Source organism: Paraburkholderia rhynchosiae, assembly GCF_002879865.1.
GTDB lineage: Bacteria > Pseudomonadota > Gammaproteobacteria > Burkholderiales > Burkholderiaceae > Paraburkholderia > Paraburkholderia rhynchosiae.
In genome coordinates, this window is sequence record NZ_PNXY01000054.1 from 1 (window position 1) to 22,230 (window position 22,230).

Here is a 22,230-nt window from a genome sequence, read left to right on the forward strand (position 1 = left end):
AACGTTTCAAAGAGACCCATCAACCATCTCGGCTTTTGCGACGCCTGACACTGATGACAGGAACGGCACATGGCCTGCGGAAAACCCCGGGAAGTAATGAGGCTTAGGAAGCCGCACGACTTTATGGGGGCTGCAGGCGCGCACTTCATCATGGCGCGGGGCTCGGCCCTAACCAACGACGCCGGATAGATTTGAGCAAGCCAACCTGACCTCACGCACAAGGGGTTGCAAATCTGGGGCGGACCATAGATTTACTTCGCTCTACGCGAGTCGCTGCTTCATCCGCGTCGTCGTGGTGTTCATGCTCTTCGAATTCGACCCCGAACTCGCCGTCCGGCGTCCGAACGATGGCTTTGAAGGTATGCGGCTCCGGAATGCCTTCCTTCGATTCCAGATACTCTCCACGGTCCGCTAGCGTGAATACTTGTTGTGTCCCATCGGGCCGCACCGTGGTAACGGACACCGCAGTAGCGTCCAGTCGTGAAGTCTCCGTCGCTCGCGTAATGCGGAAAACGGGTGGCACGCCGTCCTCGAAGATGGAAACGGCAAACACGCCGGATGGGGCGAAAATCTTCTGGACTTCCTCCTCATGAGCGTGGTCATCATGACCATGACCGCCGCCGCTCAATAGCCACACGCTCGCCAGGTTGACAAGCAGGCCGACCGCCGCGATGGGAATTGCTTCCCCAAAATGGATGGGTACCGGCGACAGGAAACGCGATGCCGCTTCGTAGCCAATCAGAAGCGCAATCATCGCGAGCACGATGGCACTCGTGAAGCCCGCGAGATCGCCGAGCTTACCCGTACCGAACACGAAGCGGGAGTCGGTGGCGTGTTTGCGCGCGTAGCTGTACGCAAGGGCTGCAATGAGCATCGCGCCCGCATGCGTCGACATATGCAGACCGTCGGCGACAAGCGCCAGCGAACCGAACATACTGCCGCCGACGATTTCAACAAGCATCATAGCGCTGCACAGTGCGATCACGGCCCACGTCTTGCGCTCGTTCTTTTCGTGACCAACACCCAGAAAGATGTGGTCATGTCCTGCGCCGAACGCGGCGTGTTTGAAATCACTCATTTTTGACTCTATTTGAAATAGCTGTGAACAACTTCGATGAGTTGTTCAGTCGCGCTGGCGCCATCCTCGTCGCCGCTTTCCGCGTCGACGAGGTGGTTCCTGATGTGGTCTTCCAGCACAACCGCGAGAAGACCGTTCATAGCCCCGCGACAGCTCGTGATCCGTTGCAGCACGTCCGAGCAGCCATGCGCTTCCTCGAGCGCCCGCTCGATGGCTTCCACCTGTCCCTTGATGCGGCGGACCCGATTAAGCAGCTTCTGTTTTTCCTGAACCGTGTGACTCATCGCGCTCTCCATATACCCCATGGGGGTATCAATTGCGGGAAGTCTACCATAGGGGGTAGGGGTATCGGTTGATGCGGCGGATTTTGGTGGCAGCGGAGTTGCCAGATACTTATCCAGCGGGATTAGCGTTCAAAACCGTCGATGCGCAGACGAACGGCTGGGCAAACGCTCATTTCACTCGTTCGTCGGAACCCGATAATTGGCCGGTGATGGCCGACTCGGGTCTGCGGGGGATCGGCAAGGCGCCCGTCGTCTGCGCTTACTGGATCGTTTACTGGGGCATTGACATGCCTGATGTGTTCTACGGCGGATGACTATTGGATTGCTCGCGTATGGCATGAGGACTACCGGACAAACATGACAATCCGACGGTCGATGAAGATCTTCAACGGTGTGGAAGTCCGTGTTGGCCGACCGCTCATGACAGGCTTCCGCACGATGACACGACCCACAGTCAGATGGCATACGTAGAGCGGATCACACGACGCGAGCGTAAGGTCGTCTTGTTACGGCTTACCGGGTACGATGCGAACACGACGGGTATCGTGGCACGGCGGCCGGATGGCCCATTCAATCGGATCCATCACGGGATCAGGACAGCGGGAACCAATGCATGCGCTTCAATGACCGTTTTGACCATCGGCGATTGCGCCAGCTTGGCTTTCTCCTTCTTTCCATGGTTCCGTTCCTCGTCTTCCCGGCGACCGCTCAGGCTGCTGCCCCCGATTGCAGAATTGGAACCGCCGTTACTGTCGTCGCACATCTGGATGACGACCTGCTCTTTGTCGAACCGGCGATCAGTGAGCGGTTGCATGCAGGATGGTGCGTTACGGTCGTCCATCTGATCGGTGGGGCGAACGGCGCGAGATTTGACTACGTGCAAAAACGCGAGGAGGGAACGCGGCTCGCCTATGCGCGTTTGGCGGGCGTCGCCAACGACTGGGACGAGTCGACCATCCGGATTGCCGGCGAGCCGGTATTCGAGCTCCGGCTGAAACAGCAGCCGCGCGTGCGGCTGCTCGAACTACGGCTGCCAGGCGGCGCTGTCCGGGGCGGCCGCGTCCCGCTCGGGCTGCTGTGGGACCAGGGCGCAACGCTTACTACCTATCCGATGGGGCACGGCGAGATTGCGCCTGGCCGCTACACGCGCGACTCGCTTTCCGCGACGCTCAGATCGGTCCTCGAAGGCGCCACGCGTATCTACACGCTCAATCCAGATACGGTCCCCTTCATCGAACACCCGGATCACATATACGCCGCGCGCATTACCCGGCACGTTGCGCAGTCGCTTGCTCGCGCCGTCCCTATTTCGTATTTCGTCACCTATCCGATTGGAAACTGGCCGGTCAACCTGTCAGGAGAACAGGCGCAACGCAAACGCGATGTGGCCGCGACCTATTTTTCCGTCGACGGTGGCGATGTGGCGCAGGTTTTCGGCGAATACGAGTGGAATGGCGATTGGGTGCAGCGCCAGTACGCGCACGACGACTCGACGGCACATGTCAGGCCGGATTTCGTCGGCACGCCGTCAGTACTCTTCAACGCCGCGTCGAACCGGTGTCTGGCCTCAGCAGGCAACGGGCGCGAGCCGGTTCTCGCACCATGTAATGGTTCGATGCAGCAGCAATGGACATGGGAACCCAGAACGACCTATCCGGGCAACGAGCACGACGCCGCCCTTGTTTCGGCGGCGACAGGACAATGTGTTGCCGAGCACGATGGCAAGCTCGCCGAAGCGAGGTGCGAGCAATGGGAACCGTCACAACGGTGGACGCCCTGGGACTTCGGTCTGATCTTCACGCCTTCGCGGCGCTGCCTCGGAGAAGAAGACGGGCGGCTGAACCTTCGTGGCTCCGCGTCGCTGACGACGCGATACCGGTGGTCGGCGTTGCGACCAGCGTGGCCCACTGACCTGCGACTCGCGGGCGCAATGTATGAGGACGTGACCGGGCGCGGCGCACCCTCGGCCGTGTATGTACAGCGGCGAGCCGACGGTCCGGGCTTCGACGTCTACGTCCAGGCATTGCAGGCCGGAGAGCGGCCTGTGCGCTGGTACGCCAATGCTGTCCCGTTCGACAGCCGGGCGATCACTGCAACCTGTGGCGAAGACACCTTGTGCTTCGACAGTGCCCGGTTCGTGCTCGGAGATTTCGACGGCGACGGCCGCGCGGACCTGATGGTTATCACGCCGCGCCTGGGCGGCACGGCGTTCTGGTTGCTGCGAAGCACGGGCCGCGATTTCGAAGCACCGGCACTGTGGTTTCAGAGCGATCACCGGATACCGACTGGACGCGCGCAGCAGTACATCGCGTTCGCGAACAGTGCGCTAATGCGGCGGAGGATACTGCTCGCGATGCAAACGTCCGGCAAAGGCGCCGAATTGTGGACGGTAGGCGACGATGGGACCGGCCATATCCAACAGGCAAGGGTGCTGGAAGATGATCGGTTCCGGTTCGATCTGCGTCTGCTCGCGGTGCGCGCCCAAGGGACGGATTCGGCATCCTTTCTTGCCGTCCAGCCCGCCAGCAATGGGGCGCGCATTGCCGTCCTCCCGTTCGGCTTTTCCAATGGACACTGGCATGCTGGCAGCACGTCGCTTTTGCCGCCGGTATTCCAGCCGGCCACAACGAAGTTCTCTACTGACCACCATCCGGCGGACGCGAACAACGCGATTGTCATGACGGTGCCCCGCTCTTCTGAACCGGGCGGTATCGACGTATGGGAATCGTCCGACATCGAAGCAGCGCCAGTTCTGCTTGTTTCCCTGCCCGACGAGCCGTGGCAGGACTCGAGTCCCGCCCTGCTTCACAGCGGCAGTCATACGACGCTGGCCTTCTACCGGCGCACAGACGCGATACTCGACAATACGCATTTTTCCGGTGGCCAGGCGACGCTTTTGCAATACGACATCGATCGACGTGAGGGCAATGACCGTCCGGAAGCACAGTTGCAGCTACCCGCCATCTACTCGGAAACGCTGTGGCTCGAGCGGCTCAGTCAATGACGCGTCACAGACAGGCCCCGTGACCAGAACAGGTGACCAATATGCTTTCCATGGCATCGGTGATCTTTGACAAGGGGTCACGGCGCTAACGAACAATGGGCATCAGCCGCTGCGACGTTGACTGCCCCGCTCGAGACCATCTCCGCGGCGGTTCCCAACTGACGTAGCGCCGTCCAGGCAGCAAACATCAGCGCTGCAAAGTCACCAGAACGAGGAAGGTTGCCCACGCCAACGAAATCACGACGCAGCCCCAAAGAACAATCGCTGCTGCAGCCGCGCGGCCATCTTCGGAACCCCGACACACCCGGCGATCCCGATATTTTTCCGGATGTGCCTGTCGTCCTGCGTCACGTGCTTACGCCGTCTCAACAGGTCCATGGTTATCGCAATGATCTTCGTGTGGATGGTGCAGATGTCCGTCATGCAGGCAGGCGGCATGGCCGCCATGCCGGATGGCCGTGCGCCCGCGGTTCGTGCTGTCCTGATGGTCGTGATAGGCACGGTGCGGTTCACTGCAGGTGCTCATGTCTGTGCTCCTCGATTGTTCAGCCGTCAGGCATAACACTTCTGCGATCACTGAATGACAGTTTAGCCCGCGCATCTTGCATCGAACTCACAACCTTTCTCGTACAGACACCTTATTTGCGACCATGAGCGGTCCAGACTCACAACCCGGTGCGTCTCCATCGATGCAGACGTGTTGTCAATTGGCACCGCCCGTTCATTCGCGGTTCTGGCGAGGCGATAATGCGGCAGCTCCCGTGCACCGCTTCGGTCCGGGTGGCATCGGCACACGAAAGGCTTTCCAAAGTCTGCAACGCTCCCTGGCGCCACACATGACCCAACCCTTACGATTCCCTGTATTAACCATCAGGCACTGGCTAGCAATGCTTGCCATTCTGAGTGCATCGGCTGCCGTGGCGCACCCTCACGTCTGGATCACATACAACGCAAAGATCCAGATGCGGGGCGTGACGATTACCGCGATAACAGAAACGTGGCGTTTTACCGAGGGCTTTCCGGTCATGCTGGTCGGGATCGATCATCTGCCGACAAGCGGCCCACTGGGGCCGGCGCAAACGGCGATTTTCAAGAAGCAGGCGTTCTCGTCCCTGGGACCGGCCGACTACTTCAGTCATCTGCTCGTTGACGGCGAACCGCAGCATTTCGCGGAGCCCTCGGATTTCAGGGTGTCGGTGGAAAACGGACGGATCGAATACACCTTTACACTGCCACTTGTGAAACCGGTTACGGTCGCAGGGAAGCGGGTGCAATTCGGAGTCTGGGACGAATCGTTTTACGTTGACTACGACCCGGACTCGGGTCCTGCCGTTTCGCTCGACAGCGGCGCTTCCTCGACGTGCAGGACCCGGAACTTCGCCGACCAGCATCACCCTGTCTTTTATGGAACTGTCGTTCCCCAGGCCACGGCAATCACATGTTGAAGGCTATCTGTCGGATTTATGCGGCCACTTGCGCCGCGCTGCTAGTCCGAGGCGCAATTGCCTCCATGATTTTTCTCTGCGTCGCTGTGCCGGTTGCGTCCCACGCCCAAGGCATCGATGTATTCGGCCGGCCGATTGCAGCGTCAACGACCGCTGCTGCGTCACCCGCGTCACCACAGAGATCCGTAGCGCAGCACACCGATGCCAACCCGGAAGGGGGCTGGATTCCGGGTCCTGTGCGGCATGCAGTCCTCGCCGCCGTCCGTCTTCAGGGACGCTGGAACGCCCGTATTCAGGATATGGCGGTGCGCCTCGGCACAGAGCGTGATCCGGCTTTGTGGGTGGTGCTGCTCGGCCTGTCTTTCGCGTACGGCGTGCTACACGCACTCGGGCCAGGTCATGGCAAGCTTGTGGTCGGCACCTACCTGGGATCGCGCGGCGCACATCTTCGCGAGGCAATACTCCTGAGCGGCTGGACCGCCGCTGTGCAGGCTGCCAGCGCGATCGTCGTGGTCATGGGAAGCATTCTGGTAACGCGGGAAGGCGCTCAGGGCATCCTCGCGCGCGCGGTTTCGCTTGAACTGGTCAGCTACGTGATGCTTTGCGTCGCCGGAAGCTGGACCGTCTGGTCGATCGCCACGCGGCGCGACTGCTGCTCCGGCGGCCGCAAGGTCGTGCTGGTTCCGCGACGCTCGAGCACCATGAATGACCAGGGCGATCACGACCGCGGTTATCTCGGCCACCGGCTGCCGGTGCACTTGCGCCCCGCACTTCGTCTGCCCGTGCAGGCGAAGGCAACTCGCATCCTGAAGACGAACGGGATGCTATCGCAGATCTGCCTGACCGGGCTGGGCGCGGGCATGCGGCCGTGTGCGGGAGCGATCTTTGTGCTGGTCGTCTCGGTGGGCGCCCACGTGCCCGAGGCAGGCGTCTCAGCCACATTGGCCATGGCATTGGGCGTCACGGTGACGGTCACGCTTGTCGGTCTTTGTGCATCCGGCCTTAACCGCGGCGTTGGGCGCCTTGCACTACGTTATGCTCCCCGCGTCGCGGACTTGCAGCGAACGGTGGCTCTGCTTGGCAGCATCGCTATCGTCGCGTTTGCCGCACTTCAGATCGCTCTGCAGATCGGCGGTGTACTGACGCCGTCCCTCTCGTAGGAGCGGTCACATTACCAAACGACGCTGGTCGCAGGTGCAAATACATCGCTGCGGGCTTCCGACTATCTGTGTTTCTGTTCGACCTCAATGCACGCGTCGAGTCCCTGCCTGATAAGGTCCTGGGGCAACTGCCGGCCAATAAAGACAATTTTTGTCTCCCGCGTTTCGTCGGATCGCCACGGCTTGCCGACGTCGGCGCCAAAGATCATATGAACGCCCTGAAAAGTCGTCCGGCGCTCCACTCCAGCGAGGTTCAACACGCCCTTGTAGCGCAGCATGGCGGCGCCGTAGATCTGCACGATCGAGCCAAAGAACTCCTCGAGCCGGTCGGCATCGAGCGGCACTGTCGAGCGATAAACAAAGGACGACACGTCATCATCGTGTTCGTGGGACAGGTCTTCAAGGAAATCCGGCTCGATCTCGAGGATTGCATCGAGATCGAAACTGCGGATATCGATCAGCCTGCTGATACCAGTCCTTCCGAAATCTGAATGCTCAATGGGGGCGCGCGCGTTCATCTGGCGAAGACGTGCGGTAATGGCCTGCGCATCGTCGGGCGTGACAAGATCGGTCTTCGACAAAAGGATACGGTCAGCGAAACCAACCTGTTCCTGCGCTTCGTGATGTTCGTCGAGCTGTGCATTCCCATGCCTGGCGTCGACGACCGTAACGATCGCGTCGAGCAGGTAGTTCTCCTGCACTGTCTCGTCGACGAAGAATGTCTGGGCAACGGGAGCCGGGTCGGCGAGTCCGGTCGTCTCGATGATCACACGGTCGAAATCAAGCTCGCCTGTGCGACGACGCTCGGCAAGCGATCCGAGGATCCGCACAAGGTCGCCCCTCACCGTGCAGCAGATGCAGCCATTGTTCATCTCAACAATCTGCTCGTGGCCGTCCTGCACGAGCAGTTCATTGTCGATACCTGCTTCACCGAATTCGTTTTCGATCACGGCGACGCGTCCGCCATGGTGTTCCGTCAGAACGCGGTTCAGCAGCGTGGTCTTGCCGCTGCCGAGGAACCCGGTAAGGATTGTCGTCGGGATACGGCCATCATTTGAAGCAAGCCTGGTCATGATTGATTCCCTGTCAAATAAGGTTGCTCGGTCCTGCGGGTATAACGATCGGACCGCCTTCGCGCATCGTCACGTCCAGCGCGGAGAAGAGCGTGGCCCCGACTGCCGGACAGCAACGTGATGAATTTGCGCAGGCTTTAACGGCATCGCCCGCACCGTCGTCAACGATGGGAGAGCGAAAGAGGCCGTCCGGGCGTCAGTTGGGCAGAGCTGTAGCCTTCAACAGGCTAGCGCTTCAGCGCGGCCGATAGTGCGTCGAGTTGCGAGCCCATCCACTGCTGAAAATTCTTCCCAGCGGGCAAGGTCTCGGTCACGCTGATGGCTGGTACGTGCGAGTTGCTCGCGAGCTTCAGCATGTGCCGGGTCATTGCACTGCTCGCCTGGCTGTTGTAGATCAGGACGTGTACACGGCGAGCGGTCAAATCCGTCTCGAATGACGCGATATCCGCCGCACTCGGCTCTGTATCGTTCATCGTTGCAAGCTGGAAGCGCTCGTTGCGCATGTCCAGACCGATCGCACTGGCCATGTAACCGAAAACCGGCTCCGTCGCTGTCACCGGCACGTGCTCGAAGTGCGCTTTCAGGGCAGCGACCTTGTCGTCGACCGGTTTGAGCGAGTTGAGAAAGCGGTCCAGGCGAGCATCATAGTCACCTTTATGCGCCGGATCGGTGGTTACCAGATACGTATTCACCGCCTTCGCGACGGCGGGCATCGTCTTCGGGTCGTACCAGAGATGCGGGTTATCGCCGGACTTTCGTCCCATGAGTTGTGCCGCGACAATTGTCGTGCGGTCCGACCTTTTCGAGGCCGCCAACAGCTTTTCCATCCACGGGTCGTAATCGGCGCCGTTGTACACAACGAGCGCCGCATTCTGCAGCGCCCGCGCCGTCTTCGGACTGGCTTCAAACAGGTGCGGGTCCTGCTCGGGATTGCTCAGGATGCTGGTGACCTGTACGTGGTCGCCGCCGAGCTGCCTGACCACGTCACCGTAAAAATTTTCTGCCGCTACGACCGGGACAGGTACCGGCGATGCCGCTGCCACCGTTTGGCCGCAGACGCCAAGTGCAAATGCAAGCGCGACCGGATACAGCACGTTAACAAGCCTGTTCATGGATATCCTTACTCATAGATGTAAAAGAATGCCGGTGCTTTGGCAGGATCACCTTGTCGGTGCCCGACACGGATCGTTGCCGTCACGCCAGCCGTGCACTGCGCGCGCCAGGAAAAGATATTCGACCGGTCTTCAATCGCGTTAAGGCTGTGTTCGATGGACCGAACCTATGCCTCGATTGCATCGCTGTCCGTGCGGTCGCTGTCCGCTTCGGTTTATGTCGGCCAGGCAGGAAACGGATCGTCATATTTTTCCCACGCATGCGGACCCACGCCCATCTCGGCATCCGTCAGCAGACACGTATCGAACCCCGCGCGCAGCGCAGCTTCGTCGATGCCGGTGCCGATGACGACCAGTTCCTGCTGGCGGTCGCCAAATGGCGCCGTCCAGCGCTGCGAGATCGTCGCGCGGCTTTCAGCATCCTCAGGCCAACGGCTTTGAGGTACCGCGGCCCACCATCTGCCGGCCAGACCGTGTCGGGAAATCGCTCCGGCCTGCGACCAGGTTCCGACGAGGTCGTTGCGCGATGCGAGCCAGAAATAACCTTTCGAACGTACTACGCCCGGCCACTCCATCTTTATCCAGTTCCAGAACCGCGCTGGATGAAAGGGCCTGCGCGCCCGATATGCAAAGCTCGTGATGCCGTATTCATCGCTTTCGGGGATTCGTTCGCCGCGCATTTCCCTGAGCCATCCGGGTGCCTGCGACGCAGCGTCGAAGTCAAAGCGTCCGGTCCCCATCACGGTTTCAAGCGGTACCTGACCAAACGACGAGATGACGATTTCCGCGCGACTATTGAGGCTGCGCAGTACGCCCTTCAGTTGCGTCAGTTCCTCCGGCTGAACTAGATCCGCCTTGTTGAGAAGGATCACATCGGCAAATTCGAGCTGCTCGGTAATGAGATCCACGACGGTGCGCCCGTCCTCATCACCCATCGTTTCCCCCCGGTCGCGCAGGTGGTCGTGTGAGCTGTAGTCGCGCACAAAGTTGTACGCGTCGACGACGGTGACCATGGTGTCCAGTTGCGCCACGTCGGAGAGGCTAAGGCCGCTCTCATCACGGAACGTGAACGTCTCGGCAACCGGTAGCGGTTCCGAAATACCCGTCGACTCAATCAGCAGATAGTCGAACCGTCCTTCCGCTGCCAGCCTCCTTATCTCGACCAGCAGGTCTTCCCGCAGGGTGCAGCAGATGCAGCCGTTGCTCATTTCCACCAGCCGCTCCTCGGAGCGCGAGAGCTGCGCGCCACCTTCGCGGATCAGGCGAGCATCAATGTTCACCTCGGACATGTCGTTGACGATGACGGCAACGCGTCTTCCCTCCCGGTTATTGAGCACGTGATTGAGCAGGGTTGTCTTGCCGGCGCCGAGAAATCCCGAAAGGACCGTGACAGGAAGTTTGTTCATAACGGATCGCGCTAGTGGTTTGCGGATATGTTATAACATTGCACGTATGTGATGCTGACTTTTTACTTCCACACATATCGCTAATGCGACATTCGCGACCATCGACAGGCGACAGCCCCACAGCAGCGAAGCCCTCCCGGTTCACGCCTCTGCGACAACTCGTGCTGGGGCTTCTCAATGCGCGCGGAGGATCTGCAACAGCCTATGAGCTACTCGAAGATCTGCACCGGCAGCGTCCGCACGCCGCGCCACCTACCGTTTATCGCGCATTGCAGTTTCTGATCAGGGAGGGCGTCGTCAGTCATGTCTCGACGACAAGCACCTTCAGGTTGACTGAACAGAACAGCAGCCGCCATGAGATCCTCGCAGTCTGCACCTGCTGCCATTCAGTGCGCGCACTGCATGACGCAACGCTCGAGCAGGTCCTGCTCGGTGTCGCACAGACTGCTCACTTCCGCGTGGACGGACAGCAAACCGAGATCAAGGGAGTCTGTCAGGACTGCGCGGCGCTCGCGGCTGATCGTACCGTCGGCAAAAAGTAACGATATGTTTCAATCCGTTGCGTAATAATATAACATTGCATCGTATGCGCAAGGCTTATTGCGGCGGCACCCGTGGGTAGCATCACGGCAGCACGACCCCTTCGCCCTGCCCACGCCTGGAGTTCGTCGCCCGAGCAGGAACTGGCTGCTGCGGTGAAGTTTACAATTCGTACACCTAACAAAAACCTGACAAGATGAGAAATCGCCATCGCCTCACCCAGGCCGCGCTAATGTTGTCTGTGATTGCCGCCCGCGCTCACGCCGCCCCGGCCGACACTTCGGTCGGCGGGACCATCGTCGACGGCGCAGGCCAACCCGTTGGTAACGCCATGGTCACTCTTCAGGATTCAGCGGGCGCGTCTGTTGGGGAGGGACACACTAACGCGATCGGGCATTTCACAGTCGGGCATGTCGCGCCTGGAACTTATGCTGTTGTTGTTTCCGCCCCCGGATTTACCAGCGGAAGCAGCGTCGCCACAACCAGTCCGGGGCAGGAAAGCTCGGTGTCGATTGCACTTTCAAAAAGCGATACGCTCGATGTGCAGGTTAATGCGCAGCGGCTGAACCGGGCTCGCAATGACCTGCTGCCTGAAACGGGCAGCAGCGTCTACCGCTTCAGCCAGAGCGACATCAACAACCTGCCGGCAGGGCAGGACACGCCGCTTAACCAGGTCCTTTTGCAGGCGCCCGGGGTTGCCAGCGACTCCTACGGCCAATTGCACGTGCGCGGCGATCACGCAAACCTGCAGTACCGGATCAATGGTGTCATCATTCCCGAGCCGATCAGCGGGTTCGGGCAGTCACTCGACAGCCGCATCATCGACCAGCTGAATTTTCTGACGGGCGCGCTTCCTGCCCAGTATGGCTATCGCACAGCCGGCATCGTCGATATCAGGACCAAATCGGGCGATACCGGTAGTGGCGGATCCATTAATGTGTTTGGCGGCAGCCATCAGACCATCAAGACGAGCAGTGACGTATTCGGCAGTCAGGGGCCTTTCAGCTATTATTTCAGCGGCTCGCTTGGCGAGAACAATCTGGGTATCGAAAACCCAACCTCTAGCGCCAGCCCGATACACGATCACACGCGTCAGGGCGATGCCTTCGGTTACATGTCGTACATCATCAATCCGCTCACGCGCGTGAGTGTGATGTTCGGCACGACCAGCAATCAGTTTGAGATTCCCAATACGCCAGGCTTGCCCACTGCATTTACGCTGAACGGCAACACGAGCTTCGATTCGAGTCAGCTCAGCGAAACCCAGTCAGAACTCAACCAGTTTGCCGTAGTAGCGCTGCAGGGAACCAACGGAGCGGCACTGGACTATCAACTTGCGGTTTTCACCCGCTATTCGCGCACCCAGTTCAACCCCGACCCGGTCGGCGACCTGCTGTTTAACGGTGTCGCGGCGAGCGATTTTCACAGCGATCGGGCGAATGGGGTTCAACTGGACACAACCTACCGGCTAAACGAGAAACACACGATCCGCGCGGGCATCTTTTTCCAGCAGGAACACGCAATCTTCGACAACAGTCTCGCTGTCTTTCCGGTTGACGCCGAGGGCAATCAGTCGTCCGATCAGCCGGTCAATATTCCTGACAGCAGCAGCAAAACCGGCTACCTGTATAGCGCTTATGTGCAGGATGAGTGGAAGCTCACCGATAGGCTCACCATTAACTATGGCTTGCGCTACGACAAGATGGACCAGTATGTCAGCGCGAGTCAGGTGAGCCCGCGCGTCGGGTTGGTGTACGCGCTAACGCCGTCCACCACCGTTCACGCGGGCTACGCGCGCTATTTCACGCCGCCCGCGTTCGAACTCGTATCCGACTCCGACATCGCGCGGTTTGCGGGGACCACAGCGCAGGTGTCCGGACAGAATGATCCGGTTCAGCCCGAGCGCAGCCACTACTTTGACCTGGGCGTCACCCAGCGGCTGACGCCGTCGCTGACCGTCGGGCTTGACGCCTACTACAAGAAGTCGACCAATCTGCTCGACGAAGGCCAGTTTGGCACCGCGCTCATCTTTACCCCCTTCAACTATCAGTACGGCCGGACCTATGGTGTCGAGTTCACGGCCAGTTACAAGCAGGACAACGTTTCCGCCTATCTGAATCTCGCGTTCAGCCGCGCACAGGGCAAGAATATCAATTCCGCGCAGTTCAATTTCGGCGCCGACGAACTCGCGTTCATCAGTGACCACTACGTATTTCTCGATCACGATCAACGCGTGACCGCGTCATTTGGCGGCACGTACGAACTCGGCCGTACCACATTCATGTTTGACGGGCTGGTCGGAAGTGGCCTGCGCAGCGGCTTTGCCAATACCGATCGTCTGCCGGTTTACGCACAGGTCAACCTTGGCGTGATCCAGCACTTCAACGTCAACAATCCCCTGATTGGTAAATTCGACGCGCGCCTGCTTCTCGTCAATGCGTTCAACCGCGTGTATGAGTTGCGCGACGGCTCCGGCATTGGAGTGGGCGCTCCGCAATACGGACCTCACATCGCGCTGTACGCGGGTATTTCCAAAAAGTTTTGATGCGTGACCAAAGGACGCCGGAATGAAAGACTGGATGAATCTTGTGGACGCCGTGCAGCTTGGCGGTTGGGTGATCTACCCGCTCAGCCTGCTTGCGATCGTGGCGATCGCGATTGTGGTTGACCGATCATATGTCTTTGCGCGTTTCGCCCGCCGGCCCGGCGCAAATCTGTCCGCCCCGGTTACAGCCGATGCGTCGCCCGGCGCAATCGTTGAAGCATTTGATTCGCTGCCGGCGGAGCATGTTTTCCGACGCCTGAGCGAGCCACTTGAGCGTCAGCCCTCTGTGCCTTTCTGGTATCGCGAGGCGAAGACCGAAGTGATCGCCTCAGCGATCGAGCGGGATATGAGCAGGGGCTTCTGGGTACTCGAAACGATCGTGACCGCTGCGCCACTGCTTGGGTTGCTGGGTACGATCGTGGGCATGATGCATTCTTTTCAGCTCTTCGGCGCAAGCGGTCTAGTCAATCCGGGCGGCGTCACCGGCGGTGTTGCCCAATCACTGGTGGCGACAGCGGTTGGCCTGGTTGTCGCATTGTTCTCGCTGTTCGCCTTCAACTACTTTTCCCGGCGCCTCGAGCGGCTGATGGACGAACTCGAGGCGTTCGCAAATGAACGCCTTAGCGGGGTCCGCCTCGCTTCCGAAACAGGTGGTGATACGCCGTGAAGTTTCGTCGCTCCCGTGCCGCGAAGCGCGGCCGCATCGAAATCATTCCGATGATCGATGTGATGTTCTTCCTGCTCGCTACGTTCATGCTGGCATCGCTCGCCATGCAACGGCTGGACGCCGTGAAGGTTAACCTGCCGTCGGGTCATGCGCAACAGATGTCGGTGGACGGGCCACCGACTTTGACGGTCGACCGCAGCAACGGGATTTTCGTCAATCGCGAACCAGTTCGGCTCGATGAGGTGGAGCCTGCCATGAGGCGCGCACTGCGCCCAGACCATGACGTCATTGTCGCCGCCGATGATGCAGCGGGGCACGGCGTTGTCGTGCGGGCAATGCTGGCGGCCCGACGCGCCGGCGCGGAACATTTTCTCGTTGCAGTTCATCGTGAGTAGACTTTCGCGGCTCCGCATCAAGGCGAGTGACAACCGGAAGGTCAGGCTCACGATTGCCGCGGCGCTGGGTGCATTTGCATGGGGAATTTTTCTTGTGGTGCTCGGACGCAGCCTGGATCCGGGGCCGGCAACCGAGCGGGTGCTGCAGCAGCCGTTGGAGGTGAGCGTCGTTGACGTACCAGAACCCGGTCCAACGTCGCCCATGGTCAGAACACGCTCAGCACAGCAGACTACTGAGCTGCATACGGTCGCCCCACCGAAACAACCGTCACTCAAACCAGCGCATACCCCGACGCTGCCAGTTCACACGCCACTGCCTGCTGCGAAGTCCCCCCCGAGTGAGCACGCCCTGGAGTCCGCACCGGTTGCGAAGCCCGAGCGCGGTTCGTCGGCACAGACGGCGACGGCGGCGCTATCAGAGCCGTTGCCTGCCATCGGTGCGCCAGCCACTCAGGAGACATCTGCGGGATCGTCTACCGGCAACTCACCCGCGCGGGCGATCGCGCAACCGCTGCCCCCGGTTCCCGACGAATTGCGGGAGCAGGCCTACCAGACGGTCGCCACAGCCCGCCTCGTCATCCATACGGACGGATCCGTCGCAGTCGAACTTATCAAGCCTACGCAGTACCCGCGTCTCAATCAGATTGTTCTCGAGACATTGCGAAGCTGGCGTTTTTTTCCCGCGATGCAAGACGGACACCCGGTTGAAACCCGGCAAGACATTCGCGTGCACTTTAACGTGAGTTGATGCACTGGACCGCTCTCCGACAGAAGCGCGAGGCGACCGGCTTCGAGGTCGACTAGGGGTGGGTGTACGTGCGTAGCAGGCGACTCTGCGATGCGAACGTCCAAAAAAAGCCCGGATTACGGTCATCTGAACAGACTGGTGGCCGTCGGATCCTGACACGTTTGTGCCGGCCGGTTCCCCGCTTGGTCGGCCATCGCTCACGCAGCGCAGAGCTGTGCATTTCGGATTTTTCGTGAATGTCGCGAGTTGCGGCAATTGACATGTTTAATTCGGATCCCGTAAATCCTTGTCGGGCAAGCCCTGGGGACGCTCAACACATGATCCCTCCGCGAATTGACAGCATTAATGTCGCAAAGTTGATAATCGTCTGGAAGGCCTCCTTTGCCGCCCCCAAGGTAGTGGGCGGCCAAGGTCTACAGTTGCGGTGCGAACCACCAACCGACCTGTCAGGAGGCGCATATGAAGTATTGCGGCATCGATCTGCACCCGAACAATGCCGTGGTCGCTGTGATCGACGACCAGGATCGGGTGCTTTACTGCAAACGGCTCACCAATGATTTGCAGCTGATTATGGCTGCGCTCGAGCCACACAGGGATGAGCTTCAAGGAGTAGTCGTGGAGGCTACGTTTTATGGACGCCCCAGAATTATGCATGCTTTTCCGTTGAGGGAAGCGGAGCGCGCGGCGTGGGTTCCAGTATAAATCGAATTATGGACCGTACCGCTCGCGCATTTGAGTTCCTGAGCCATGCAGGGTTCACTGATCGGATCAGTGCACTTGGCCGCGCATAATCACAAGCCCTGATCGGCCCACCAGGCTCTAGTCGGCCATCTACGGCCGTTGGCTGGCGCCTTGATATGGACGCTCGAACGTCTCGTCCACCTTGGTAAGAAACATTCGAGCGTCGGAGGCGACCGTCCCAACGTCGGCCTGAGGAGGCCGATCGGGCCGCACTTGCGGCTCACGGCTTCAGGCTGACATGGAGCCGCCTCCCTCACGAATTCGGGGCTTTCCTCGTTGGTCGTACCGATTCATTCGATCGTCGTCGAATCTGTGCCATAGCTTGCGGACTGCGCCGCCCATTCGCTGAAGCTGGGCCCACCATGAATGGTTTTACGTCTTGCCCATTCCACCTCGGCGGCGGTGGCATACGTCATCCCTGGCTCCCACCAAAGTGCGGCCTCCTGTTGGAGAGATGGCCGCTTTTCCATTCGCGCAACCAACGACGCGAGCTTGGGTCGATTCGGGGCGCGCCAGGACAATCGCAATGGGCGTGTTTCAATGAACTGGCAGTAACAGGTGAGGAAGATATCCTGAGCGGAAATCACACCGGGGACGAAGCCGCCATCAGTGCCGATGAGCTGACTCTCGAACCAATCGAGGAGATGCTGATTGCGCATAGCGCAGCGCGCGGCATGGCCATTTTCTTCATGACCGATCCCAGACCATTGCAGTTGCGACACCGTCGTCGTCGACACGCCGAAGGTTTGTAACGTGGCGAGAACGAGTTTATCGTGCCAGCTTTCCATCGCCCGCACGTAGTCGGATGTCAAAGTCTCCATGCCTTGCGTCGCAGGCACGGCTGGATAGTTGGACATGAGATAGTCGATGATCACGGTGGAGTCCCAAAGAGTCAGATTACCATCGATCAAGGTAGGAACCTGAAGGGTCGGCGCGACCTTCGCACGCTCTTCGACGCTGGGCGTCGTAAAGGTCTCCACGCGTTCAAAATCGAGTCCCTTCTCGACAAGCACGATGCGGACGGCACGAGCGAAAGGCGATCCCGTCGTGAAGAACAGTTTGCGCATTGTGATCCCCTTGAATGACGGATCGCGTTGAGAACGATGGACTGATGTTTCGCTCGTCCAAGCTTGCAGCACTGGCTGATTGTCTGCTCAGACCGATAAGTCTGAACCTCGCGACAACCGCGCGCCAGCGGCAATTGATGCAAGTCCGAATGCACGCGAACAGTCAAAGACTCTAAACGAGCGACTCGAACCGCGTGCCGGAAACCAACTTCCATCTGAAAGACCTTGACTGACCACCTCAGGGCGTGTGAAACGGATAGTTGAGACTGCGCGGAAAAGACCGTCGTCGTCGCAAACTGCAGCTACCGTGCCAGCGGATTGATCAACCGCCGCTGCGCGAAGGCAAGTGACACTGGGACGAACGTATATCGGATCAACGATCGAGTCGCTTGCTACGGATTTCCACAGTATGTTTTACAGCGTTTCCTTTCGCTGCTGACGTTGAGGCATGTGCTTGGCATTCATCCGCGTGAGCACGATAAATCGGCGCGGAATTTGCCGGCGGGACGTTGCGTTCTTAAAGTTTGTGGCGGTTGCGTCGCAAGTGCCTGATCTCTGGCGCGATTGCATATTGTTAATCGGATCCAGCCGTTCTATTGCCCGATGCTGTACGGTCGTCGCGTCAAAACAGCCGTTCTTCTTCCGAGGTGCGCAGCGACGGAGACGAGTCGGTTTACCCGCTGATCTGTGCCGCCTCCAAGCTGCCCCTGGCGAAAGGAAATGTTTTGAACAGCAGCTTTCCGTGTCCGTGATTCTGAATGAGCACGGTCGTCTTGCCGCATCACTGAAACGCGCATCTATACAGCGTCCGTCGTTCGCTCAGCCCCGTGTTAACAAGCCTCTGCGGGTTAAGTGGATAGGATCGGGAAAGCATGGTGTCGTTTTCATCAGACATCATACGGTCACCGTCAGACGGTTAGGGCAAAAAGGTATGGATGAGACTTGAAATCGAACCGCTGCGAACTACGATGGTTCTACGCCCCGGGGCGGACAATATTCAAAAAACCGCACGCTGCCCGACTCGCGCTCCGCCATCGCTTACTGCGGACGGTAGACGGGCCAATTTCACACATTCTCTCGCAACATTGGCCGGGCGAATTTCGTGTAACGGCCTGATTAGAGTCGCTCGCATTTTTCGCTAGCACACTGTGGGCTCGTCACCGGCAGCATCGTCGACGCCGGATAGAAGCGGAGGCAGACATGAACGCGAGACACTCCATCAAAGCCTTGACGTGGCTGAAAGTTTTGTTGATGTCTTTTCTCTTTGCTGCTGTGGTCGACTCTACTGCAGAACAGTCGAAACGTGCCTTTGCGCTGGGTTCCCCGGGAGCGGCACTCGGACAGCCAAACATGGTTCAGATTGCCGCTGAGCTTGTGAACACGAGTGGAAAAGATGTAATCGACGTCAGGATAGATGCGATCCATCTCAACGCTGCCGGCCTGCTAAGTCCGCTTCCACTGCGCATTGGCAATATAAGAGCAGGGAGAGGCGCAATTCTTGAGGCCAGTTTCAGCCGGAGTCAATTGATTGCAGGAAAAGAGTACGTCCTAATTGTGCGCGGCACTTACGAACTACAAAAAAAGGACAATGACGAAGACAGCGCGAGTATACGAAATAGTCCTTTCTCTCGTGATATGCGCGGGCATGAACAGAAACACGAACATGAGGATAAAGACAAGCACCACGAAGCGGAACGGCGCGACTTTTCCGTAAAGCAGGTCATTGTTTTGCCACCTGATGCTCCGGGCCAGGCCAACGTAGGAACCATTCAGATTCCAGGTTCTACCGTAAAGGGCGGGACATTTCCCCATCAGCCGCCTCATTTCGATAACGACGTCAATCAGGCCGCGCCTCCCGTACCGACCACACCGTTTGTACCGGGCGTGCCAACACCCACCAGCACAGGGGCAATGCCTGCTCCTTTTGGCGATCCACCAGCAATTACTTTTAAAGCGAACAACGGGTTGAATGCGACGTCCGCCGGTGTCAACTGCAGCGGCGATTCCGCCGCGGTTTGCGCCGAGCCGAGCGGTGCATCCGGCGGGGGAGTTGTTTTCGCCACGGCAAACTGGCTCGCTGCTTACTCGACCGACGGTGGCAATACGTTTACCCAATTAGATCCAACGAAGATATTTCCCAACGACGCGGTCGGATTTTGCTGCGATCAGATTGTCCAGTACGTGCCGAGCATCGACCGGTTCGTGTGGCTGCTTCAGGGCGCCGGTTACCGGCTGGCGATGGCAAGTCCCGCAGACATCAAAAGCAGCGGTGGTACGGCCTGGACCTACTGGAACCTGACACCGCAGCTCTTTGGTCAGCCCGCCGGCACCGGCTTCGACTATCCCGATCTGTCCGTAGGGAACAACTCGCTGTATATCAGTTGGGACGCGGGTGACGGCAATGGTTGTCCCACCGGCTGCACCACCGGATTTCAGGTCGTTCGAACGTCCTTGACTGGAATTCAGGCAGGAGGGACCATCACGCTCGATTTCACCAATCCTTCGAATGGGCCTCAGTCGATTACATGGGGCGATCACATCACACAAAACACAGGTGCGGAAGTGTTCTGGGCCGGTCACAACGGCAACGCCACATTGCGGGTTTTCTCATTGGCAGAAGGCTCGAACACGTATTTCTGGCGAGATGTCGGCATTTCCAGCTGGGCGAACAACGCGCCAACCTCCACGACACCGGATGGCAGAGACTGGCTCGCGAAGAACTTCAATGGTCCGAACGGAAACTCCTTCCCGAGAAACGGCATCATCGGCGCAACGCGTTCAGGAAATCAGATATGGTTTGCGTGGACCGCGGGGACCGGCAGTAACTTCAGTCAGCCTCACGTTGAAATGGTGACGCTCGACCGGAGCAATAATTTCAATAAGATCCAGCAGGTGCAAATCTGGAATAACGGCTATGCATTCGGTTATCCGGCGTTGTCGACCAACTTTTGTACCGGGGAAGTCGGGATTTCATTTGAGTACGGCGGCAACGGCAACTATGAGAATCATGTGGTCGGTTTCTGGGGAGATTACGTTGCGTACATCACGACCGGTAGCGATGTGGGTACAGACCGATACGGTGACTATGTAACAATTCGGCAGGCGCCACTGACAGATTCGGACCCGGGCAACCTGTTCACCGCGTTTGGCTTCGGCATAAATAAAGTTGCACCTCCCGGAAGCGGCAGCAACACGGACGTTCACTATATCATTTTCGGGCGGCCGGCTTCGTCGTGCCAGCGCATCGGATAGGGCAGTGGCCCACCATGGAAGTACTTGATGCCGGGCGCCGTGCCGCGGCCGGTGATCCGTCGTCGGCCCGACCGCAATTGATTCGGCACCGACCACCTCGATGCGGTGGCGAGCCGGTTGACGACGCTGATCAGCCAGCAGACCACCAACAACGGTGGTAGCTTCTCGTCCTCGCCCCCGGCACGCCGACGCCCTCCGGGTCGAACTCCTCGGCACGCGGGCAAGGAGCCGTGGCTTCTGGCAACAACAGTTCGGCCGTGGGCAATGGTTCGACGTGCCGTGGGAGCCGGGGCAACGTCCACAGGCAGCGGCTCGACTGCGCTCGGCTCGGACAGCAACGACGGTGGCCGCGCCAATGTGGTGGCCGTCGGCTCCGCCGCGTCGACCCGGCAAGTCATCAATGTGGCCGCCGGCACTGCGCCTACCGACGCGGTCAACGTCTCGCAGTTGAACGCCGCGCTTTGTCAGGCGAACGCATACACCGATACCCGGATGAATGAACTGCAGAACGGCATCAATTCGACCGCGCGAAACGCGTATTCGGGCATCGCCGCGGGGACTGCACTGACGATGATCCCTGAAGTGGACCAGGACAAGACGCTGTCGCTCGGTATCGGCACGGCCGGCTTCCGGGGCTATCAGGCAGTGGCAATCGGCGGTACGGCGCGCCTCGCGGAGAACCTGAAGATGAAAGCAGGCGTGGGCATGAGCCCAGGGGGCATGACGGTCGGCGTCGGCGCGGCCATGCAATGGTAGGTCGTGAGAGAGGGGCACCAGCCCGCGTGTCCCGCATTCTCCGCCACATACCGTCTATGGAGTACCTGATGAACCGACGCTTTTTCGCAAGTCTTTTCTGCACCGCCGTGCTTGCCGTGACCGGATGCACGGCGGGAAGTGGTCCCGCCTTTAATGCCTATTCCGTCGACGCAAGCAACGGCGTCAGAACGCACCGGGCCGAGTGCCACGGACTCCTCGAAAGCGCGGCGACGTGCATGTAAGTGGCGCAACGCATCTGCAACGAAAAGGCGGTGCAGTCGATCGACAGGATCGAGCGCGTTCGCGCCGCTGACGACAACCGGAACGACCCGTGTGTTCTGCTGTTTCGATGCGGCCAGGACGCAGGCAGTAGCACGGCGGCCGAACCCAGCCCCGTCGCGCGACGCTCGGCACCGATCGAGGACTTCACGGTGCAAAGCGATGCACTGTTCCGTTCGGCAAGTGGGCTCCGGCGTCGATGCTGCCTGCCGCGAAAGCCGAACTCGACTGGATCGCCGAACGCATCCGCAAGCATGGTCGGGTGAGCGCGATCACGGTCGTCGGTCATACCGACAGACTCGGTCCCGAATCCATCAACGGGCCATTGTCGCTTGCCCGCGCTGACACAGTGCGGGCGTATCTGGTTGCTGACGGACTGGACGGCAGCATCTTCACGCGGAAGGCGTGGGCGCGAGCCAGCCGAGAACGCACTGTCCGGATGCCGATGCTCGCGCGCTGATCGCGTGCCTGCAACAGGACCGCTACCTGTCGATCACCGTAGAGGGGCACAAGTTATGTGAGCGCACAAGGCAGCGACGGGAGGCTCACGATCACCGGGCGGACGCCGGCGCTTTGCGCTAGATGATCCAGACCGGGAAGATAGGCTGCCTGCAGCCGCTTTTCCATGATTCGTTGTTAGAGCCGGCAGGCATAGAAGTACTGCAACGACGTTAGCCA

18 protein-coding genes and 2 pseudogenes are annotated in these 22,230 nt (G+C 59.5%); 13 read left to right on the forward strand and 7 right to left on the reverse strand.

Translation table 11 applies throughout. From position 1 onward, the window contains the following. Nucleotides 1-247 precede the first annotated feature (247 nt). Both dmeF and C0Z16_RS34680 read right to left on the reverse strand, forming a co-directional pair. Nucleotides 248-1,078, reverse strand: a pseudogene (gene dmeF / locus C0Z16_RS34675) (CDF family Co(II)/Ni(II) efflux transporter DmeF); the annotation flags it as partial. A gap of 8 nt (nt 1,079-1,086) precedes the next feature. After that, the gene (locus C0Z16_RS34680; RefSeq protein ID WP_102636499.1) at nt 1,087-1,362 is read right to left on the reverse strand and encodes a metal/formaldehyde-sensitive transcriptional repressor; all 276 of its coding nucleotides are present in this window, start codon (nt 1,360-1,362) and stop codon (nt 1,087-1,089) included. A 71-nt stretch (nt 1,363-1,433) separates the two neighbouring features. On the opposite strand from C0Z16_RS34680, the gene C0Z16_RS34685 reads away from it, so the two are divergent. Then, a complete protein-coding gene (locus C0Z16_RS34685; protein ID WP_102636500.1) occupies nt 1,434-1,676 on the forward strand; it encodes a hypothetical protein in 243 nt (80 codons plus the stop codon). 362 nt (nt 1,677-2,038) lie between these two features. Continuing rightward, the gene (locus C0Z16_RS34690; RefSeq protein WP_102636519.1) at nt 2,039-4,366 is read left to right on the forward strand and encodes a PIG-L family deacetylase; all 2,328 of its coding nucleotides are present in this window, start codon (nt 2,039-2,041) and stop codon (nt 4,364-4,366) included. A 237-nt stretch (nt 4,367-4,603) separates the two neighbouring features. Here the strand turns inward: C0Z16_RS34690 and C0Z16_RS34695 are convergent, their stop codons facing one another. After that, nucleotides 4,604-4,879: a hypothetical protein gene (locus tag C0Z16_RS34695; protein ID WP_146014403.1), complete on the reverse strand. Its 276-nt coding sequence runs from the start codon at nt 4,877-4,879 to the stop codon at nt 4,604-4,606. Nucleotides 4,880-5,253: 374 nt separating this feature from the next. On the opposite strand from C0Z16_RS34695, the gene C0Z16_RS34700 reads away from it, so the two are divergent. Together C0Z16_RS34700 and C0Z16_RS34705 are read left to right on the forward strand one after the other, a co-directional pair. Next, the gene (locus C0Z16_RS34700; protein ID WP_102636502.1) at nt 5,254-5,811 is read left to right on the forward strand and encodes a DUF1007 family protein; all 558 of its coding nucleotides are present in this window, start codon (nt 5,254-5,256) and stop codon (nt 5,809-5,811) included. Between the two features lie 65 nt (nt 5,812-5,876). Continuing rightward, on the forward strand, nt 5,877-6,971 hold the full coding sequence (locus tag C0Z16_RS34705) for a nickel/cobalt transporter (protein ID WP_158244569.1): 1,095 nt from the start codon (nt 5,877-5,879) through the stop codon (nt 6,969-6,971). 62 nt (nt 6,972-7,033) lie between these two features. Here the strand turns inward: C0Z16_RS34705 and C0Z16_RS34710 are convergent, their stop codons facing one another. From C0Z16_RS34710 to zigA, 3 genes are all read right to left on the reverse strand, one after another. Then, the gene (locus C0Z16_RS34710; RefSeq protein ID WP_102636504.1) at nt 7,034-8,044 is read right to left on the reverse strand and encodes a CobW family GTP-binding protein; all 1,011 of its coding nucleotides are present in this window, start codon (nt 8,042-8,044) and stop codon (nt 7,034-7,036) included. A 227-nt stretch (nt 8,045-8,271) separates the two neighbouring features. Then, entirely contained in the window at nt 8,272-9,156 is an 885-nt protein-coding gene (locus tag C0Z16_RS34715; RefSeq protein WP_102636505.1) for a metal ABC transporter solute-binding protein, read from the reverse strand. A 215-nt stretch (nt 9,157-9,371) separates the two neighbouring features. After that, entirely contained in the window at nt 9,372-10,562 is a 1,191-nt protein-coding gene (zigA, locus tag C0Z16_RS34720; RefSeq protein ID WP_102636506.1) for a zinc metallochaperone GTPase ZigA, read from the reverse strand. 83 nt (nt 10,563-10,645) lie between these two features. Between zigA and C0Z16_RS34725 the strand changes: the two genes are divergently transcribed. The 6 genes from C0Z16_RS34725 to C0Z16_RS34750 all read left to right on the forward strand — a co-directional run bounded on the left by C0Z16_RS34725 (nt 10,646) and on the right by C0Z16_RS34750 (nt 16,159). Next, complete coding sequence (locus C0Z16_RS34725) at nt 10,646-11,104, forward strand: Fur family transcriptional regulator (protein WP_102636507.1); 459 nt, start codon at nt 10,646-10,648, stop codon at nt 11,102-11,104. A 230-nt stretch (nt 11,105-11,334) separates the two neighbouring features. Then, a complete protein-coding gene (locus tag C0Z16_RS34730; RefSeq protein ID WP_407070728.1) occupies nt 11,335-13,647 on the forward strand; it encodes a TonB-dependent receptor in 2,313 nt (770 codons plus the stop codon). A 22-nt stretch (nt 13,648-13,669) separates the two neighbouring features. Continuing rightward, on the forward strand, nt 13,670-14,314 hold the full coding sequence (locus C0Z16_RS34735; protein WP_102636509.1) for a MotA/TolQ/ExbB proton channel family protein: 645 nt from the start codon (nt 13,670-13,672) through the stop codon (nt 14,312-14,314). Beyond that, entirely contained in the window at nt 14,311-14,709 is a 399-nt protein-coding gene (locus tag C0Z16_RS34740) for an ExbD/TolR family protein (protein WP_102636510.1), read from the forward strand. Before C0Z16_RS34735 ends, C0Z16_RS34740 begins: the two co-directional genes overlap by 4 nt. Beyond that, on the forward strand, nt 14,690-15,457 hold the full coding sequence (locus tag C0Z16_RS34745; RefSeq protein ID WP_244201474.1) for an energy transducer TonB: 768 nt from the start codon (nt 14,690-14,692) through the stop codon (nt 15,455-15,457). Before C0Z16_RS34740 ends, C0Z16_RS34745 begins: the two co-directional genes overlap by 20 nt. A gap of 459 nt (nt 15,458-15,916) precedes the next feature. After that, a complete protein-coding gene (locus C0Z16_RS34750; protein WP_102636511.1) occupies nt 15,917-16,159 on the forward strand; it encodes a hypothetical protein in 243 nt (80 codons plus the stop codon). Nucleotides 16,160-16,488: 329 nt separating this feature from the next. Here the strand turns inward: C0Z16_RS34750 and C0Z16_RS34755 are convergent, their stop codons facing one another. Continuing rightward, on the reverse strand, nt 16,489-17,265 hold the full coding sequence (locus C0Z16_RS34755; protein ID WP_102636512.1) for a glutathione S-transferase family protein: 777 nt from the start codon (nt 17,263-17,265) through the stop codon (nt 16,489-16,491). A gap of 1,200 nt (nt 17,266-18,465) precedes the next feature. Between C0Z16_RS34755 and C0Z16_RS37635 the strand changes: the two genes are divergently transcribed. The 3 genes and pseudogenes from C0Z16_RS37635 to C0Z16_RS39160 all read left to right on the forward strand — a co-directional run bounded on the left by C0Z16_RS37635 (nt 18,466) and on the right by C0Z16_RS39160 (nt 22,012). After that, the gene (locus tag C0Z16_RS37635; protein ID WP_146014404.1) at nt 18,466-20,517 is read left to right on the forward strand and encodes a hypothetical protein; all 2,052 of its coding nucleotides are present in this window, start codon (nt 18,466-18,468) and stop codon (nt 20,515-20,517) included. A gap of 93 nt (nt 20,518-20,610) precedes the next feature. After that, nucleotides 20,611-21,273: pseudogene (locus C0Z16_RS34770) on the forward strand (YadA family autotransporter adhesin); the annotation flags it as partial. Between the two features lie 478 nt (nt 21,274-21,751). Beyond that, nucleotides 21,752-22,012, forward strand: a complete 261-nt coding sequence (locus C0Z16_RS39160) for an OmpA family protein (RefSeq protein WP_244201475.1) — start codon at nt 21,752-21,754, stop codon at nt 22,010-22,012. The last annotated feature ends 218 nt before the right edge of the window (nt 22,013-22,230 follow it).

Coding starts and splice junctions, on each gene's coding strand:
- C0Z16_RS34680 (WP_102636499.1), bottom strand. CDS start 1,362: ATGAGTCACACGGTTCAGGAAAAACAGAAGCTGCTTAATCGGGTCCGC.
- C0Z16_RS34685 (WP_102636500.1), top strand. CDS start 1,434: ATGCGGCGGATTTTGGTGGCAGCGGAGTTGCCAGATACTTATCCAGCG.
- C0Z16_RS34690 (WP_102636519.1), top strand. CDS start 2,039: ATGGTTCCGTTCCTCGTCTTCCCGGCGACCGCTCAGGCTGCTGCCCCC.
- C0Z16_RS34700 (WP_102636502.1), top strand. CDS start 5,254: ATGCTTGCCATTCTGAGTGCATCGGCTGCCGTGGCGCACCCTCACGTC.
- C0Z16_RS34705 (WP_158244569.1), top strand. CDS start 5,877: ATGATTTTTCTCTGCGTCGCTGTGCCGGTTGCGTCCCACGCCCAAGGC.
- C0Z16_RS34710 (WP_102636504.1), bottom strand. CDS start 8,044: ATGACCAGGCTTGCTTCAAATGATGGCCGTATCCCGACGACAATCCTT.
- C0Z16_RS34715 (WP_102636505.1), bottom strand. CDS start 9,156: ATGAACAGGCTTGTTAACGTGCTGTATCCGGTCGCGCTTGCATTTGCA.
- zigA (WP_102636506.1), bottom strand. CDS start 10,562: ATGAACAAACTTCCTGTCACGGTCCTTTCGGGATTTCTCGGCGCCGGC.
- C0Z16_RS34725 (WP_102636507.1), top strand. CDS start 10,646: ATGCGACATTCGCGACCATCGACAGGCGACAGCCCCACAGCAGCGAAG.
- C0Z16_RS34730 (WP_407070728.1), top strand. CDS start 11,335: ATGTTGTCTGTGATTGCCGCCCGCGCTCACGCCGCCCCGGCCGACACT.
- C0Z16_RS34735 (WP_102636509.1), top strand. CDS start 13,670: ATGAAAGACTGGATGAATCTTGTGGACGCCGTGCAGCTTGGCGGTTGG.
- C0Z16_RS34750 (WP_102636511.1), top strand. CDS start 15,917: ATGAAGTATTGCGGCATCGATCTGCACCCGAACAATGCCGTGGTCGCT.
- C0Z16_RS34755 (WP_102636512.1), bottom strand. CDS start 17,265: ATGCGCAAACTGTTCTTCACGACGGGATCGCCTTTCGCTCGTGCCGTC.
- C0Z16_RS37635 (WP_146014404.1), top strand. CDS start 18,466: ATGAACGCGAGACACTCCATCAAAGCCTTGACGTGGCTGAAAGTTTTG.
- C0Z16_RS39160 (WP_244201475.1), top strand. CDS start 21,752: ATGCTGCCTGCCGCGAAAGCCGAACTCGACTGGATCGCCGAACGCATC.